This is a genomic window from Corynebacterium sp. c25Ua_89 (assembly GCF_047459735.1).
GTDB classification, from domain to species: Bacteria; Actinomycetota; Actinomycetes; order Mycobacteriales; family Mycobacteriaceae; genus Corynebacterium; species Corynebacterium simulans.
This window is the reverse complement of sequence record NZ_JASBOD010000004.1, coordinates 201272-216913: the sequence shown is the minus strand read 5'-3', so window position 1 is coordinate 216913 and position 15642 is coordinate 201272. Positions and strand designations below refer to the sequence as shown.

The following is a 15642-nucleotide window of genomic DNA, read 5'->3' as shown; positions in this document are numbered from 1 at the left end:
TTTGTAGCGCGCACTACCTCGCCGCTGCTCCACCACTTTCCATTTACCCAGGCCTGGATACCAAGACCTCAAGGTCGCAGTCCGGCCGCGAAAAGTAACAGCGCACCGCGAACAGGAGGTCTGGGTTTCCAGGGGTGCAGTTCCAGACCTGGGTGTTTGCTCAGTGAGGGCGGGCGCGCTAGTTGCGCAGCTGAGCCTCCAGCACGTCCTGAGCAAAGTCAAAGAGCGGCGTCGCAACTCCAGCGCGCTGCCCCATCCGGCGAATAGCGCCGACCTGGGCATCGAGCTCGTTGGGCAACCGGTCCTTGATATCACGCTGCATTGATGTCGTGGCCTGCGGATACTGTTCGCGGGCGAAACCCATCGTCTGCTCCACCACGTTATTCGGCAGCGCGACCTCCAACGCTCGAGCGACGGTCTCGACCTCGCGCATGAAGGCTTCCAACTGCCCCGGGATTTCGTCGATGAGGTAACCAATCGGCCGGTCAACCAATGCGCCCAAAGTGCCCGTGGTGGTTACGAACATGGCCTTGGCCCACACATCGACCAATGGTTCCGCATGATATTTGCCCCGCGCGCCGGCTTCGTTCAAGGCAGCAGCCAACTGCTGCCCCACCGGAATCGAGCCCGCCATCGGGCCGAATGCCAAGTTCAACGGACCGGGGTTGCGCTTAATCTTCGCCGGCCCTAGGCGGGTCGCGAAGACGCGAGCAACACCAGCCAGCACATGTTCCTCACCGAATCGCGCTGCAGCCAAGTACGGAATCTCCACCGAATTATGGGTGGTCACCACGGGAATACCCGTGAGCGATTCTGGGTCTGGGCCGAAAGTGTCATTCCCCGGCAGCGCTTTCGTGGCGATAATGGCCACGTCGAGTCCGCCCAATTGCTCAATTAGCTCGGCAAACGTTTCCGCCGCCGGTGGGGAGGGGATGAAGGTTTCGTTATCGGAGGCGTCGATAAGCGTGAGCCCCGAGCGCAGGGCTTCCAGGGTTTTGCCGCGGGCTACGTAGCCCACCTCGTGGCCTGCCTGCGAAAGAGTGCCGCCAAAGTAACCGCCAATGGCGCCTGCGCCCAGAAATCCAATCTTCATGGATTCCAGACTAGCTATCTTGGTTCTCCAAATTGCGGAAACCGATACCCAATGGCAGGCCGACGCTATCGATTAGCCGCACCCCGCCAAGTGTGGCCGCGACAAAGAGGCGCGCGTCGCCCTCAGCCGGCGGCTCGCCCAAGTCACGGCTGCGCAGTTCCAAGTACTCCGGTTCCACACCTGCAGCAGCCAGCACCTCGCCCGTTACCTCAAGCACCTTCTCAGCACCAGATTCGGCCGCATAGGCACCCGCGGTCAGCGCCGCCGACAACGCACTAGCTTGCTCGCGAGCCTCCGGCGCCACGTCCGCATTGCGCAGGCTCATCACCACGCCATCAGCCATGCGCACCGCCGGCACGCCCTGGACACGCACGCCCAGGTGCAAATCGGTGCACGCCTGCTGGGTCGCGACGAGCAGCTCATAATCCTTCTCGCCCATGACGACGTCGCTTGGCCCAAGCGCACCAATCAGACCAATGATGCGCGTTAGCTCAGCGCTAATGTCCTCCATGCCATGCCACTGCGGCACGATCCGCGTGCGTTCGGGGGCTTGGGGCGCATGCCAGACGACGTCGACTTCGCCAAGCAGCTGCGCATCCTGCAGGTCGGTGAGCGCCACGACGACTACCGCGCCGCGAATCCGGCGGGCAGCCTGCACCAGCGCTAGGTGCCCCGCGTGCACGCCGCGACCCAGGGGAACCAAGACCACGCGGCGGCCGGTCTTGCGGTAGGCGCTGCCCACCATGCGAATGCGTTCGATGTCCTCGACGATGTTCATCGGCTCTCCTCCTGTAGCGCCCACATTTCTAGTTCCTCGCGGCGAAAGACCTCGCCGAACCGCCGGGCCACTTCGACGAAGGCGCGGCGCATCCCGGGTTCGGTGATGCCTCGATACGCCGCGATGATTTCGGCGCTTTCCGCCGCTTCGAGGGCCTCGGCGCTTTTGACCAGAGTCCCGCTGAAGACGTCCTCGTTCGCGCGCACGGCCAGCTCGGTCATCATCTGGGCATAGTACACGCGGGCGGCAAACGCGGGCCTTTCGCTATCGCTTAGCGCGGCCCCGCTGGCTTGGAACTCCCCCAACACCAGCTCGGCGATGGTTTGGCCAAGCTCATCGATAGTCGTGGTGGCCCAGCGGCGCGCATGACACGGCGCGATGGCGGCGACGACGCAGCCGTGGGTCTCTAGGGGATCGAGCACCTGCACTCCGCGGGAAAGGCAAGTGTGAAACACGATGAGGCCGTCGTGCACGTGGGTTTCAAGCATGTCGACGGCCTGCTCCAAGCGGGCATCGCCAAGCGCGATGATGAGCGCTTGATAGTCCTGTAGCTCGGTTAGTTCTGTGAGCGGCTCCACGGTGTGGCCGACCATACGCATCTCCTCAGCGAGAAGCTGGCCGGCTTGCGAGTTTCCGAAGAGCGCGACGCGCATCCGCGGTGCGCGCATTTACTTCTTCTTTTTCATTGCGGCCATGAGCTCGGCCACTGAGACAGAGCCCTCGCGTGGCTCGTCGCTACGGCGACGGCCGCGGGAGCCTTCCTGCTCCGGCGCGCGGTGCTTATGGCTAGCGTGCTGCGCCGCCCTTGCCGGCTGCGGCTGCGGCTGCGCCTGTTGGCCCTGCTGTGCGCCAGCAGACTGCGCGGCGTTGGCAGCGTGGTGGCCGCTAGCCTGCGCGGACTTGGTCTCTGCCGGCTTGGAGTGGGAGGACTGCTGGCCATCCCAGCGCACGGTCTGGAAGGAAGCGGTGTCGAAAGTCGACTGCGGGGACTTCTGCGGCTGGCCGCCTGGGAAGTGCTGGCTCGGCTTTGCGGAGGCCGGCTTCGCCTGCGGCTGCTGCTGGGCAGACGCCTGCTGGCGTTGCGGCTGTGCCCCACCTTGCGCTGGGAAGGTCGGACGGCCGAAGTTCTGGCGGGCGCGCTCCTGGGCCTGGCGCTGCGCCTGCTGGGACTGCGCCTGCGCCGGCTGCTGAACGCGCTGCTGCGCCTGCTGGGCCTGCTGGGCCTGCTGGCCGCGCTGCTGGACCTTTTGGGAGATGATGTCATCCAGCGGGTTGTGCTGCGGGGTGCGGGCGCTGGGCTGGGAGCCGAGACGGCCGGCGACGGCGTCGGCAGTTGGCGCACCCTTGGAAGCCTGGGTGAAGTCGACCTCAGGCTCGCGGGTCTTTTCCTCAAGCTCCATGATGCGGCGTGCCTCTGCGTGCAGCGCGGCTGGCTCATAGGTGAACTCGCGGCCAGACAGCTCCTCAATCTGGGCGCGGATGGAAGCCAGCTCCCGCCGAATTTCCTCCATAATGTCGGAATCGCCCTGGGTTGGCTCGACCTTGCGGGCGCGCTCAGATTCCAGCAGCGCGGCCGATTCCGCGGCCTCACGGCGGTAGCGCACCACCATGAAAAAGCCCAGGACAGCCGCCCACAATGCGGCGATGAGCGCCAGCTTCAAAGCACTAGCAGAGCCCGAAATGAGCATGACCAAGCTGGCGATGACGGCCAAAATCACCAGTGCAATAAGGCCAATCGAGCCGGCGTCTGCTTTCTTGGGGGCGGATTGCTGTGGTTCAGGGGTCGGAGCAGTCATGGAAACCAATTTACAGTCCGATCCTTTAATTAGCCCACTAAGTCTGCCCCAGCGCGTCGGGCGGCACCTCGCAGTGGCGTTCCAAAACCACGCCAGCCACTGCCATGGCGATGCCGCCGAGGGCGGAAGTCAGCACGCCCGTAAGGTCACTAGCGGCGGCCACCAGCTCATTCGCATGAGGAAGCACATAGACCAACATGCCCAAGTAGCCGCCACCGACGATGGCGCCGGTCCACGCCGAGGCTTTGCCCACGAGCAGAAACTGCGCGATGGTCATGGGATTGAGCTGCGAGTTATCTAGACCAATACCGTGTTCTTTGCTCTTGGCTTGGCGCACCTTCCACGTCAAAAAGACACACACGGCCGTCACGGCCCACAGGGAAATGGAAACAGTCGCCGGGATGGCCAGCATGGAGCCATAAAAGCGGGAGGTCAAAATCGCAGCCGCAGCGGCAACGAATAGCCCTACTCCGACAAGCCAGCCTATCGACGTCCGCTTCATACCAGCTTCACCTGCTCTACCTCGGCCGGGTCGAGCGCAGCGATGAGGTCTGCAACCGGGGTATCGCCAAGCCGCGCATCTGGGTCCGCAGCCAGCCACGGCACCAGCACGAAGGCGCGCTCGTGGGCATAAGGATGCGGAAGCGTCAGTTCCGGATCGCTAGAGGTCACACCTTCTACCTGCACGATGTCCACGTCCAGGGTGCGCGGACCCCAATGGCGCACGCGAACGCGCTCGGCGGCCTGCTCAAGGGCCTGGCCGCGGCGCAGCAACTCCAATGGGCTCTCCTCTACGTCCACGATGAGCACCGCGTTAAGGAACTCGTCCTGGTCCGTAACACCCCACGGCGGGGTGGAATAAATGGGCGAGGCCGCCACGGTTTCCGCGGCGAACTCGTCGAAGACCGTCTGCAGCAATGCGCGGCGGTCATCCATGTTGGAGCCAATCGAAAGTACCGCGCGCATCGTCACTTGCCTCCTCGCATGCTCTTTCGCGAGCGACGCGCCACGACGGCGACGTCGGCGAAGGTGCGCGGAATCGGTGCCTTCGGCTTATGAATGGTCACCTCGACCGCATGCAGCAGGTCATAACGCTGCATCACGGTATCGGCCACCTCGTTGGCCACCGTCTCGATGAGATCGCGCGACGGGCCCTCGACGATGTCCGCCGCGACGTCGGCAAGCTCGGCGTAGCTTACGGTGTTCGCAAGGTCATCGGTGGTTGGGAACTCAGTCCAGCAGGTGATGTCCACCAGGAAGGGCTGGCCCTCCCGCTTTTCTTCCTCGAAGACACCGTGGTAGCCAAAGCACTCCAGGCCGGTCAGTTCGATGCGGTCTGCCATTAGCGGTTTCCTTCCTTAGACACAGCCCCGGACGCAACCTCGGACGCAGCGCCGTTGGTGTAGCTGCGGGTGGCGTTTACGCCGCCAGAATAGGCCAAGCCAGCGTTCCACGCGGCGGCGACGTCGACGGCATCGCGGGAGACGCCGACCTCGTGCACGCGCACGCCCCACGCGCCCATTTGCGCGGAGATTGCGGTGACAGCGGCGGTGGCGGGATCGGCGAGCACGGGTGAGGCTTCCGCGCCGCGGTCCTCACGGATGGCGGCGAGGAAGCGCTTGCGGGAAGCGCCCACGAGAATCGGAAACTCGCCCTCAAGGAAGCTCGGCAGTGCCTTCAATAACGCCCAGTTATCCTGCGGAGTCTTGGCAAAGCCCAGGCCCGGATCCAGGACGATGTTGTCGGCGCGCACGCCTGCTGCAAGGGCGGCGTCGCTCAGCTGCGCAAGGCGTTCGTGCACGTCGCGTACGACATCGCCGCCATGGTCCGCACTGCCGGCGGCGGAGCCGAACTGCACGGTGCGCCAGTGCATCAGACACACGGGCAGCGCGCTATCGGCCATCACGGCCAGCATGTTAGGGTCCGCTAGCCCGCCGGAGACATCGTTGATGAGGTCCACGCCCGCGCTTGCCGACGCCGCCGCCACCGACGCACGCATCGTATCCACGGAGGCCTTAATGCCCTCCTCGTGCAGCGCGCGGATGACCGGAACCACGCGGTTTTCCTCGTCCTTCGCATCCACGCGGACTGCGCCGGGGCGGGTGGATTCGCCGCCGACATCGATGATGTCTGCACCGGCCGCGACCAATTCGCGGGCGTGCTCAATCGCGGCGTCGATGTTGAGCCACCGCCCGCCGTCAGAAAAAGAATCCTCGGTGACGTTCACGATTCCCATGACCAGCGTGCGGCCCGGGACGGTCAAGTCACTGACAGTCATTTCTAGCTCCTAATAAGGCTCATTACCTCAGCGCGGGAAGCGGCATTGGACTTGAAACCGCCGCGGACGGCCGAGGTCGTGGTGGTAGCGCCAGGCTTGCGGATGCCGCGCATAGCCATGCACAGGTGCTCGCATTCAATGACCACGATGACAGATTGCGCGTGGAGGACCTCCACCAGGGCATCTGCAACCTGGGAGGTCAGACGCTCCTGGACTTGCGGACGCTTGGCGTACATATCGGCCAGGCGGGCCAGCTTGGACAGGCCGGTGACCTGGCCGTCTGGGCCCGGGATATAGCCGATGTGCGCCACGCCGTAGAAAGGCACCAGGTGGTGCTCGCAGGTGGAGTAAATCGGGATATCGCGCACCAAGACCAGTTCTTGGTGCTCCTCAGCGAAGGTCTTGTGCAGGACCTCGGTTGGGTCCGCGTGCAGGCCGGCGAAGACTTCCTTGTAAGCGCGCGCGACGCGGGCTGGCGTCTCCTGCAGGCCCTCGCGGTCGGGGTCCTCCCCTACTGCGATGAGCAACTCGCGGATCGCTGCCTCCGCGCGGGCCTGATCAAATTCGCCCTTGGCGGGAATGTTATTGCTCATCTGAATCCTTGTAGGGGCTGGCCTGGCCCTGGTTGCCAGAGCGAGGCGCGTTGTACGGGTTATTGGCACGCTGGTTCTCGCCGAAGCTGGACCACTGGTCGCGGTCAGGCTGCGGCTTGGCATGGCGGCCGCCGACGCGGGGAATTTCAGTGGTCGGGCGGTCGCTCGGGGCCTGGCCAGCGGGAGTCTCGGGAGCCGGAGCAGGCTGTGCTGGCTGTGCCGGTTGTGCCGGTTGTGCCGGTTGTGCCGGCTCCACTGGCTGGCCCGACACCGGGCGTGCTACCGGCTGGGCCTGCTTCTCGGCTTGTTTTTCTTCTGGTGCGAAGAAAGTGTTCTTCTCGCTATCGACCTTGTCGCCCGCGTGCTGGCCAAAGTTGAAGCCAATCTCGCCGGTGGGCTGTGGGCCCTGGCCTGCTAGGCGACGCTCGCGTGCCGCACGGGAAGCCTCAACCAAAGTCATGCGCGGTGGCAGCTCCTCGCCGCGTTCCTTGGCCAACTCGGCTGGAGTCTTGACTGGCTCACGGTCAGCCTGGCGCGGGAAGCGATCGTCCTCGTTCGGGAAGACGTCGAAAGCCGCACGTGGCTCGATGCCCTCGAAGATGCCCTCCAGGTCGGGGCGACGCAGGGTCTCCTTGTCCAGCAGCATCTCCGCGAGCTTATCCAGGTAGTCGCGGTGCTCCGCCAAGATGTCGTAGGCCTGCTGATGCGCGCGATCCAACAGGTAGCGCATCTGCTCGTCGATGCGGGTAGCCACGTCTTCGGAGTATTCGATGGAGCCGCCGCCCATGCCGTAGCCGAATGGGTCGCCCTGCTCCTTGCCGTATTTCACGGTGCCAAGGTCCGGGGAGAAGCCGTACTCGGTCAGCATGGAACGAGCGATCTTGGTGGCGTTTTCAATATCAGAGGAGGCGCCGGTTGTCGGCGCGCCAAATACGAGCTCTTCGGCAGCACGGCCACCCATGGCAAAGACCAAGCGAGAGAAAAGCTCGTCGCGGGTGTACATGCCCTTGTCATCTTCCTGGGAGGTCATCGCGTGGCCACCCGTGCGGCCACGGGCCAAAATGGTGACCTTGTATACGCGCTCAATGTCCTTCAGCGCCCAGGCAGCCAGGGTGTGGCCGCCCTCGTGGTACGCGGTGACCTTCTTCTCGTGCTCGGAGATGATCTTGCCCTGGCGGCGCGGGCCGCCGACGACGCGGTCGGTGGCCTCCTCGAGGGCGTCATAAGTAATCACATTGCCGCCGATGCGGGCGGTCAAAAGTGCTGCCTCGTTCAGGACGTTAGCCAGGTCCGCACCCGACATACCGGCGGTACGCTTGGCCAGCTGGGTGACGTCGACTTCCTTGGCCAGCGGCTTATCCTTCGCATGCACGCGCAGGATTTGCTCGCGGCCGGCCAGGTCCGGGTTCGTGACCGGGATCTGGCGGTCAAAGCGGCCCGGGCGCAGCAGCGCCGGATCCAGGATGTCTGGGCGGTTGGTGGCCGCGATGAGGATGACGCCCTCGCGGTCGCCGAAGCCGTCCATTTCCACCAGCAGCTGGTTCAGGGTCTGCTCGCGCTCGTCATGTCCGCCGCCGGTGCCGGAGCCACGCTGGCGGCCCACGGCGTCAATCTCGTCGACGAAGATGATGCACGGGCTGTTTTCCTTCGCCTGCTTAAACAGGTCGCGCACGCGGGAAGCACCCACGCCGACGAACATCTCCACGAAGTCCGAGCCGGAGATGGAGAAGAAAGGAACTCCCGCCTCGCCCGCAACGGCGCGGGCCAGCAGCGTCTTACCTGTGCCGGGAGGGCCGTAGAGCAACACGCCGCGCGGAATCTTCGCGCCGAGGGCATGGTAGCGCTCGGGCTCGTCCAAGAAATCCTTGATTTCCTGCAGCTCGTCCACTGCTTCATCGGCACCAGCCACGTCCTCGAACGTGTTGGTGGGCATGTCCTTGGTCAGCTCCTTGGCCTTGGAGCCGCCGATACCGAACATCCCGCCGCCGTTTTGCTGCATGCGGGACATGAACCAGAACAGGAACGCGAACAGGATGATCATCGGCAACAGGAAGCTGACCATCGAGCCCAGGAAAGATTCCTGGGTGACCTTGGTCTGGTACTTCTCCGCGCCGGAGTCCTTAACAGAGTTAAAGATCTGTTCGCCGGCGCGGGCCGGGTACTTGGCGATGATTTCTTCGACGCCCTCGCGCTCTTCCACCGTCACTGGCTTTTTGAGCTTGAGGCGCAGCTGCTGTTCGCGGTCGTCGATTTGCGCCTCAGCGACGTTTTTGTCCGTCAGCTGCTTGACCGCTACGGATGTCTCCACCTGGACGTAGTTGCGTGCATCGTTGGTAAAGAAGGTGAATGCATAAAGCGCTACGAGTACAAGCGCTGCGATTCCGCCGTAGCGAAGGAGTTTCTTGTTTTTCATTAGTACCTATTTGTACCTAGTAATCCCTATTTGTTGGTGTAGACGTCTGGATGCAAGGTGCCGACGTAAGGCAGGTCGCGGTAACGCTCCGCGTAGTCGAGACCGTAGCCGATGACGAACTCGTTCGGGATGTCGAATCCAACATCGAACAGATCGATCTCGGCACGAATGACCTCCGGCTTACGCAGCAAGGTGACCACCTCGAGGGAGCGCGGGTTGCGGCCCTTGAGGTTACGGATCAGCCAGGACAGGGTGAGGCCAGAGTCGATGATGTCCTCAACGATGAGAACGTCGCGGCCCTCGATGTTGCGGTCAAGGTCCTTCAAGATGCGGACCACGCCGGAAGAGGAGGTGGCGTTGCCGTATGAAGAAACCGCCATGAACTCCATCTGGGAAGGAATAGACAGCTTGCGCGCGAAGTCCGTCATGAAGAAAACGGCTCCCTTGAGCACGCAAACGAGGATGATTTCTTCCTCTGCGTCCTTATATTTAGCGGCTACGTTATCCGCCATTTCCTGGATTCGTGCTTGCAGCTCTTCCTCGCCGATGAGGACGGCTTCGACGTCTTTGCCGTAAGCATTTGCTGGGACGTTGAAATCTTTTTTGTCGTGCACGCTTGCGCTCCTTTAGTGACCGGGCAATAGTGCCAGTTTGCCACCAACCCTTCTTACTTCCAACCTCTGCCCCATGTTTTTTTGCTCTTTCAGGCTCGGCGCCACGGCCACGCCTCCCTGTCCGTGCCAGTTGGTGCACAGCTTGCCGACGCCGCGCAGCACCTCACGGGTTACTTCCGCCCCCTGCTCATGCAGCCACGCAGCCAGGACACGCCGTCGCACCGGTTCGCTAAGAGCTGCCAACTCCGCGGCGTCGAGGACTTCGCTTCCCGGTTCCGCGATATTAAATCCGCCAGAGCCTAACGCGGCGTTACTTAACGCCGCGTTGTCTAACGCCGCCTTACTCAACGCCGCGTCGTCAAGCGCGGCATCCCCCGCCGCCTGGGCGAGTGCGGGCACGGCGTCTCCCCCAATCAGCTGGGAAAGCTGCGGGATGATCTCGCGGCGCAGCGCCACGCGGCGGAAGGAGGTATCGCGGTTTTGCGGGTCATGCCAAACCTCAAGGCCCAGCTCTTCGCAAGCGGCAAGCGTCTGCGCGCGGCGGACCTGCAACAGGGGGCGCACCACGCGCACGCCCTCAATCTCGGCGGCAGGCAGCATGCCGGCGACCTTGCCGCGCAGCGCGCCAAGCAGCAGGGTCTCGGCCTGGTCGTCGGCGGTATGCGCCACGGCCACGGGCAGCCGCGTCGCACCGGCGAAAGCCTGGTAGCGCGCTAGTCTCGCGGCGGCCTCCAGGGAACCTCGATCTGCAACCTCCACCTTCAGCACTTCTGCCCGCGCGCCCAAGCTTTCTGCTTGGCCGGCGGCCTTCCCGGCTTGCTCGGTAGAACCTGGCTGCAGGCCATGATCGACGCACAGGGCTTGTACCTCGAAGCCCTCGGCCACCAAGGCCGCAGTCAGCGCCAGAGAATCAGCGCCGCCGGAGAGCCCCACGGCGATGCTCTCTTGCGGCTTTGCCTCCTGCGCCCACTCCACCACCGCGCGGCGGCAGGCCAGAAAGTTTGGCGAAACTCGCGGCCAGAAGGGCTTTGCCGCGTATTTAGAACTCATGCAGCACGCCGGCCAGCGCGTCTTGGGCCTTGCGGGCGGCCAAGATGTCACCGTCGTTGACCAAAAAGGCAAAAGCATAGACGTGACCGGACTCGCCCTGTGCGGTACCAGCCAGCGCCGAGACGCCGGTCAGCGTGCCAGTCTTGGCGCGAACATAGCCGCGGGCAGGCGAATCGCCGTAGCGTTCGTACAAGGTTCCCTCGCCACCGGCCAGCGGAAGATAACCCAGCAGGGGGCGCAGGGCGTCGTTTGTAGCGGCGATGTCCATGATGCGCGTCAGCACTGCCGCCGGGATGCGGTTCTCAGTGGACAGCCCGGAGTTGTCCTTAATATTCACACCGTTTAAGTCGATGTCGTTTTCTTCGAGCACCTCGCGGGTGGCCTCGGTAGCACCTTGGAAGCTGGCTTCCTTTCCACGGGCCGTGGCCAGCTCGCGGGCAATGGCCTCGGTCATGACGTTGTCGGAATGCTTCGCGGCTTCCTGCGCGCGTTCGGCCAGCGGCGCGGAGTGCACCTCACCGAGCACGACGCCGGCCTGCGGGGCATCGCCCTCCTCGACCTTGTCGGTGCCTAAGCGTTTTGCCAGTGCATGCGCAAGATCCGTGGCCGGGGTGTGGCTACGTGGGACGTCGCCAGTCGTGGCGCCGAGGCGGCCGCCGTAAAGCATCGCGGGCTGCATAGGCGCCACGAAGCCCTCGTCGACATTCTCGGGGTCCCAACCCGGCGCCTGTTGCGGGCCTGCCCATGCGGAAGTATCCAGCACCACGCGCTTAGCGTTTCCCACCTGGGCGGCAAGGTCATCGAGCTGTGCGGAGGTCATCCAGACGTCGCCAGCCGCGCGCAGCACAACCGTGCCTTCCTCCTCGCCTTGCAGGACCTGCGTGGTGATCCGTTCGTCCTCGCCGAGCGCCAACGTGGCTGCGGCAAGGGTTAACACCTTGGTGGAAGATGCCGGCGTCAGCGGGCGCTGGGCGTCGCGCTCCCACACCACCTCATCGCTGGTGGTGTCGATGACCTGCGCGCCGAACGTCGCCAACGCGGGGTCCTTAGCCTGGGAATCAAGGCGGGCCTTCAGCGCTTCTAAATCCACCTCGCCGGGCTGAGCAACCTGCAAAGGTGTCGCCGGCGTGGGCTGGGAATACGGGGACCCGTGGTCCAAATTGTTGTAGGCGCTCTGGATGTTTACCCCAAGTGCAGCCGTGCCTGCAATGGCAGCGGCCATCACCACGGCCGTGCCCGTCCACCACATATGCTTCGCTTTCATCGCCTTTCACCCTAGCGCGATAATGCGGCACGGTAGACTATTGGCAGCGATTGATGATGCCGAATATTCTCGGCCGCAATCCCCCAGTACCCACAATTTGTATGGAGGAATACGCAGTGAGCGTTGAAGTAACCATCGAGATCCCAAAGGGCTCCCGCAACAAGTACGAGGTTGACCACGAGACCGGCAAGGTTCACCTCGACCGCTACCTGTTCACCCCGATGGCATACCCGGCTGATTACGGTTTCATCGACCACACCCTGGGTGAGGACGGTGACCCGCTCGACGCTCTCGTTATCCTGCCGGAGCCAGTTTTCCCGGGCGTTGTTGTTGAGGCTCGCGTCCTCGGCGTCTTCAAGATGACCGACGAGGCCGGCGGCGACGACAAGCTGCTTTGCGTCATCGATGATCCTCGCTGGGAGCGCTACCAGGACATCAACGATGTTGAGGATTCCATCAAGGACGAGATCGAGCACTTCTTCGTCCACTACAAGGACTTGGAGCCGAACAAGGAAGTTACCGGCTCTGGCTGGGGCGACAAGGCTGAGGCGGAGAAGATCCTCGAAGAGGCTATCGCTCGCCACAAGTAAGGCTTTGGGCCGAGCGCCTCTGGCGCCCCTTGGCGCCCCCTGGCGCGACAGCTTCGCACTTCTGAGGTACATTTTGCCAAGCAAGGGCTTGAAACCCGCGGGTTTTCGCCCACTATTTGGCAAAATGTACCTTTCGCGTTTTCGGGGGAACAACGCGAAGGCCTAGAAGCACCATCGAGGGGGGACGCGATGGAAATTTACACGGGCAGAAATGCCTCACGCCGCGGCGGGCTCAAGATCTGCCACGGGCTCTACCTCTCCGCGGAGCCAAGCCCGCACCAACTCGCGGAGATCCTCACCCGGCGTTGGCCGGATAGCGCGCTCGACGGCTACTCCGCCGCCGCCAAACACCTGGACCGTCCCCTCAACTTCCCGCTGCAGCTAATCCGCGCCAACCGGCTACCCGAGAGCACCTTCTTCAAAAGCCGGCGCGCACAGCCCAAGGGCGTATTCCCCTACGACGAAGTCAACGTGTGCAATCCGCTCCAAGCCCTCGAAATAATGACGGAAGACCACGCAGTGGATTTCCTCGAGCATCTGCTACCCGGCAAGCATGCACGGGAGCGGCTCAAGCTCTGGGAGCTGGACTTTAAGCGCTTTCCGCAGCACACCCGGCGCGTGTTGGAGCGGGCGATCCTCGGCACGGATTCGGTGCCCGAGCGCCAGCTCACCCGCGCCCTCGAGCTGCACTTTGAGGTCCGCAACAACGCAATGATTGGCCCCTACCGCTGGGACATCCTCTTGGATAAGCATCGCATCGCCATCGAAGTGGACGGCTATGCCTATCACAGCGGCGAGACTAGACAGCGTTTCGAACTAGATCGCCAAAAGCTTAACGACGCCGCGCATCGCGGCTGGATTCCTCTCCACTACACGGCCACGACCATCAAGCACCACTGCGACAAAGTGGTGCAGCAAGTGCTTGCCATTGCCCACGGCAAGAAGAGCTATCTTCGCCCGCCGTGGGACTGGCACCTTCTCTGGAGCCACGAGCGAGAGGGCACTTACTCGCGGCGTCCGCCTGAACGCAGCGCGTAGGTGCGCAGCGGCTCCACCGCAACGACGGCAACCAAGGTGACGATCCAGCCGGCGCCTAGGAAGGACAACGCCATCAGGATGCGGGAGGTAAAGTCGACGTCCATGCCCGGGTCGCTGCTTGCGAGCATGATGAATGCCAGCGGCGCGCCCACCATAAAGCCCAGCAGGCTCACCACTACGACTGGAGCTAGGACCTCGAGCAGCGAAACCCCAGAAAGAAAGCTGCGCCGCACGCCCATCAGGCTCAAAGAGCGCCCCAGGTTGGCGTCCTCAAAGGCCGCGGAGGCTTGTCCGAGGAAGATAGATATACCCGTTAGCACGAAGCCAAAGACCAAAGTCAGAAGCGCTCCGGTCGAGATATCAGTGAAGACAGTAAGGTAGTGTTCTTCTTCGCGCATGGAGAGGGTAAGGCCGTCGTCGCCAAGCGGTGCTCCCACCAGGTAGCCAGCAAGGAAGCCGAAGAAAGCCATGGTCATGACGCGTCGCCCGGTGGCCTTCGAGTTGGTGGCGATACGCTGGCAGGCCACGAGATGCGCAGTGCCCGGGAAATTAGCCATGATCTGCGCGCCCACCTGCAACACGTAGGGAGCCACGAAGTTGAGGCTCATCACGATGAGAAAAAGCATGCTCAACAAGCCAATAATGGCGCCCTGAGCAGAAGAGAAGCTGAATCCCTTAAGGAGAATGACGCCAACCACCACCACAATGATGAAGAGGATAAGGCGCCAGCGCTTCAGCGCCGGTGGCATCTGGCGCCTGGCGACGCCCAGCGGACTCACTCGCACGCGTTGCATACCGACGAACGCGGCGGCCAACGCAAGCAGCACAATAGTCGCCGACACGGTGAGATAGCCCCACCACGGCAGGTGCAGTTCTTCTAGCTGGACTTGGCGCTCCTGGAAAGAAAGGTGAGTGAACAGGGGAGCCACCAGCAGGCTGAAGAGCCAACCCAAGAAGACACCAATGAGGGCTTGGAAGCCGGTCTCGAGAACTGTCATGCGGGTGACCTGGCGTGAGCTTAGACCGATAAGGCGCAGGGTGGCCAGGCGCTTCTCGCGTCCCGAAGCGCCCAGGATAGCCGCCTGCGAGGTCAGGCTGAACAGCGCTGGAATCAGGAAGACGCATGCGAAGAGGGCAAGGTCAAACCAGAAATAGAGGAAGCCCTCGTAATCGTTGTAAAGCTCCATCAACTCCGGCGCGACGTCTTCGATATGGTGCGCCCGCTCCCAAAACATCCAGGTACCGCCGGCCACCAGGAAAGCGATGGCCGAGCCAATGGTCAAACTGGCAATCGCCACGACGCTCACCACGCCGGTGCCGGAGCGGGCGCGGATCGATTCGCGGTGCAGGTCCCTAACTAGAGTCGCGGTTTTCATCGTTGCCCTCCCCTAGCTTCAACGTTGAGGCGCCGGTCGTCGTGGATGATGCCATCGCGGATCTCTACGCGGCGTTCCATCCAATCCGCCACCTTTGGGTCGTGGGTGACCATGACCATGCTGGCGCCGGATTGGCGCACCACGGTGGTCAGCAGCTGCATAACCTCGTGCCCGGTGGACTGGTCGAGCGCACCGGTAGGCTCATCCGCGAACACGATGGCCGGGTTTGCCGCCAGCGCACGCGCAATCGCCACGCGCTGGGCTTGGCCGCCGGAGACTTCGGCGGGGCGTCGTTCAGCGAGCTCGCCCAACCCAAGCTGGTCCAGCAGGCGCATCGCCTTCTTACGCGCCACCGAACGCCGCGCGCCGCACAATAAGGCCGGCAGCGCCACGTTGTCCATGTTGCTCAGTTCTGGCAGCAGCTGCCCGTCCTGAAATACAAAGCCAAAGTTTTCAAGGCGCAGCCGCGAGCGGGCGGAATCGCCCAGCGCGGAAAGCTGCGTTTCGCCGAAGGAAACCGTGCCGTCGCTCGGGCGCAGAACGCCGGACATGCAGTGCAACAAAGTGGACTTGCCGGATCCGGAGGGGCCCATGACGGCGACGAGTTCGCCGGGTTGAATGTTAAGAGAGATTCCAGCGAGCACGGGCGCCCCGCCGTAATCCTTGGTGATGTCATGTAATGAGAGTGTCTGTGTCATAGTCCTCATTTCACCTTTTCCGGCACCTGCCCACCATGGCCTAGGCACTGCATTTTCAGGT

17 protein-coding genes are annotated in these 15642 nt (G+C 63.2%); 2 read left to right on the top strand and 15 right to left on the bottom strand.

The window, feature by feature from the left end:
- Positions 1-178 precede the first annotated feature (178 nt).
- From QKB66_RS08235 to dacB, 13 genes are read right to left on the bottom strand one after another with little or no spacing between them, the layout of a single operon-like run.
- A complete protein-coding gene (locus QKB66_RS08235) occupies positions 179-1093 on the bottom strand; it encodes a 2-dehydropantoate 2-reductase (protein WP_248093087.1) in 915 nt (304 codons plus the stop codon).
- Positions 1094-1103: 10 nt separating this feature from the next.
- Positions 1104-1871: a pantoate--beta-alanine ligase gene (locus QKB66_RS08230; RefSeq protein WP_070518552.1), complete on the bottom strand. Its 768-nt coding sequence runs from the start codon at positions 1869-1871 to the stop codon at positions 1104-1106.
- On the bottom strand, positions 1868-2539 hold the full coding sequence (locus QKB66_RS08225; protein ID WP_414253076.1) for a hypothetical protein: 672 nt from the start codon (positions 2537-2539) through the stop codon (positions 1868-1870). Before QKB66_RS08225 ends, QKB66_RS08230 begins: the two co-directional genes overlap by 4 nt.
- The gene (locus tag QKB66_RS08220; RefSeq protein ID WP_248093085.1) at positions 2540-3667 is read right to left on the bottom strand and encodes a DUF6779 domain-containing protein; all 1128 of its coding nucleotides are present in this window, start codon (positions 3665-3667) and stop codon (positions 2540-2542) included.
- 37 nt (positions 3668-3704) lie between these two features.
- On the bottom strand, positions 3705-4169 hold the full coding sequence (locus QKB66_RS08215; protein WP_061924713.1) for a DUF3180 domain-containing protein: 465 nt from the start codon (positions 4167-4169) through the stop codon (positions 3705-3707).
- Positions 4166-4633: a 2-amino-4-hydroxy-6-hydroxymethyldihydropteridine diphosphokinase gene (gene folK, locus QKB66_RS08210; protein WP_311518529.1), complete on the bottom strand. Its 468-nt coding sequence runs from the start codon at positions 4631-4633 to the stop codon at positions 4166-4168. Before folK ends, QKB66_RS08215 begins: the two co-directional genes overlap by 4 nt.
- A 2-nt stretch (positions 4634-4635) precedes the next feature.
- Positions 4636-5010: a dihydroneopterin aldolase gene (gene folB, locus QKB66_RS08205; protein WP_061924717.1), complete on the bottom strand. Its 375-nt coding sequence runs from the start codon at positions 5008-5010 to the stop codon at positions 4636-4638.
- Positions 5010-5945: a dihydropteroate synthase gene (gene folP / locus QKB66_RS08200; RefSeq protein ID WP_414253075.1), complete on the bottom strand. Its 936-nt coding sequence runs from the start codon at positions 5943-5945 to the stop codon at positions 5010-5012. The genes folB and folP overlap by 1 nt, the downstream gene beginning before the upstream one ends.
- 2 nt (positions 5946-5947) lie before the next feature.
- Entirely contained in the window at positions 5948-6538 is a 591-nt protein-coding gene (gene folE / locus QKB66_RS08195; RefSeq protein ID WP_061924723.1) for a GTP cyclohydrolase I FolE, read from the bottom strand.
- A complete protein-coding gene (gene ftsH / locus QKB66_RS08190) occupies positions 6528-8951 on the bottom strand; it encodes an ATP-dependent zinc metalloprotease FtsH (RefSeq protein ID WP_414253074.1) in 2424 nt (807 codons plus the stop codon). The genes folE and ftsH overlap by 11 nt, the downstream gene beginning before the upstream one ends.
- Before the next feature lie 26 nt (positions 8952-8977).
- Entirely contained in the window at positions 8978-9565 is a 588-nt protein-coding gene (gene hpt / locus QKB66_RS08185; protein ID WP_062043252.1) for a hypoxanthine phosphoribosyltransferase, read from the bottom strand.
- A gap of 12 nt (positions 9566-9577) precedes the next feature.
- The gene (gene tilS / locus QKB66_RS08180) at positions 9578-10615 is read right to left on the bottom strand and encodes a tRNA lysidine(34) synthetase TilS (protein WP_414253073.1); all 1038 of its coding nucleotides are present in this window, start codon (positions 10613-10615) and stop codon (positions 9578-9580) included.
- Entirely contained in the window at positions 10605-11879 is a 1275-nt protein-coding gene (gene dacB, locus QKB66_RS08175) for a D-alanyl-D-alanine carboxypeptidase/D-alanyl-D-alanine-endopeptidase (protein WP_414253072.1), read from the bottom strand. The genes tilS and dacB overlap by 11 nt, the downstream gene beginning before the upstream one ends.
- A 116-nt stretch (positions 11880-11995) precedes the next feature.
- Here dacB and QKB66_RS08170 point away from each other — a divergent pair, with 116 nt between their 5' ends.
- Entirely contained in the window at positions 11996-12469 is a 474-nt protein-coding gene (locus QKB66_RS08170; protein ID WP_061924737.1) for an inorganic diphosphatase, read from the top strand.
- A gap of 189 nt (positions 12470-12658) precedes the next feature.
- Entirely contained in the window at positions 12659-13507 is an 849-nt protein-coding gene (locus QKB66_RS08165) for a hypothetical protein (RefSeq protein WP_414253071.1), read from the top strand.
- Here QKB66_RS08165 and QKB66_RS08160 read toward each other — a convergent pair.
- Both QKB66_RS08160 and QKB66_RS08155 read right to left on the bottom strand, forming a co-directional pair.
- Complete coding sequence (locus tag QKB66_RS08160; RefSeq protein WP_414253070.1) at positions 13474-14883, bottom strand: FtsX-like permease family protein; 1410 nt, start codon at positions 14881-14883, stop codon at positions 13474-13476. The two genes, QKB66_RS08165 and QKB66_RS08160, sit on opposite strands and share 34 nt — an antisense overlap.
- Complete coding sequence (locus QKB66_RS08155; RefSeq protein WP_414253069.1) at positions 14880-15581, bottom strand: ABC transporter ATP-binding protein; 702 nt, start codon at positions 15579-15581, stop codon at positions 14880-14882. The genes QKB66_RS08160 and QKB66_RS08155 overlap by 4 nt, the downstream gene beginning before the upstream one ends.
- Positions 15582-15642 lie beyond the last annotated feature (61 nt).

Bases quoted from the DNA above. Each gene is read 5' to 3' on its own strand.
- QKB66_RS08165 (WP_414253071.1), top strand. From the start codon at position 12,659: ATGGAAATTTACACGGGCAGAAATGCCTCACGCCGCGGCGGGCTCAAG.
- folB (WP_061924717.1), bottom strand. From the start codon at position 5,010: ATGGCAGACCGCATCGAACTGACCGGCCTGGAGTGCTTTGGCTACCAC.
- dacB (WP_414253072.1), bottom strand. From the start codon at position 11,879: ATGAAAGCGAAGCATATGTGGTGGACGGGCACGGCCGTGGTGATGGCC.
- QKB66_RS08225 (WP_414253076.1), bottom strand. From the start codon at position 2,539: ATGCGCGCACCGCGGATGCGCGTCGCGCTCTTCGGAAACTCGCAAGCC.
- folK (WP_311518529.1), bottom strand. From the start codon at position 4,633: ATGCGCGCGGTACTTTCGATTGGCTCCAACATGGATGACCGCCGCGCA.
- QKB66_RS08220 (WP_248093085.1), bottom strand. From the start codon at position 3,667: ATGACTGCTCCGACCCCTGAACCACAGCAATCCGCCCCCAAGAAAGCA.
- QKB66_RS08235 (WP_248093087.1), bottom strand. From the start codon at position 1,093: ATGAAGATTGGATTTCTGGGCGCAGGCGCCATTGGCGGTTACTTTGGC.
- ftsH (WP_414253074.1), bottom strand. From the start codon at position 8,951: ATGAAAAACAAGAAACTCCTTCGCTACGGCGGAATCGCAGCGCTTGTA.
- folE (WP_061924723.1), bottom strand. From the start codon at position 6,538: ATGAGCAATAACATTCCCGCCAAGGGCGAATTTGATCAGGCCCGCGCG.
- tilS (WP_414253073.1), bottom strand. From the start codon at position 10,615: ATGAGTTCTAAATACGCGGCAAAGCCCTTCTGGCCGCGAGTTTCGCCA.
- QKB66_RS08230 (WP_070518552.1), bottom strand. From the start codon at position 1,871: ATGAACATCGTCGAGGACATCGAACGCATTCGCATGGTGGGCAGCGCC.
- QKB66_RS08215 (WP_061924713.1), bottom strand. From the start codon at position 4,169: ATGAAGCGGACGTCGATAGGCTGGCTTGTCGGAGTAGGGCTATTCGTT.
- QKB66_RS08160 (WP_414253070.1), bottom strand. From the start codon at position 14,883: ATGAAAACCGCGACTCTAGTTAGGGACCTGCACCGCGAATCGATCCGC.
- QKB66_RS08155 (WP_414253069.1), bottom strand. From the start codon at position 15,581: ATGACACAGACACTCTCATTACATGACATCACCAAGGATTACGGCGGG.
- folP (WP_414253075.1), bottom strand. From the start codon at position 5,945: ATGACTGTCAGTGACTTGACCGTCCCGGGCCGCACGCTGGTCATGGGA.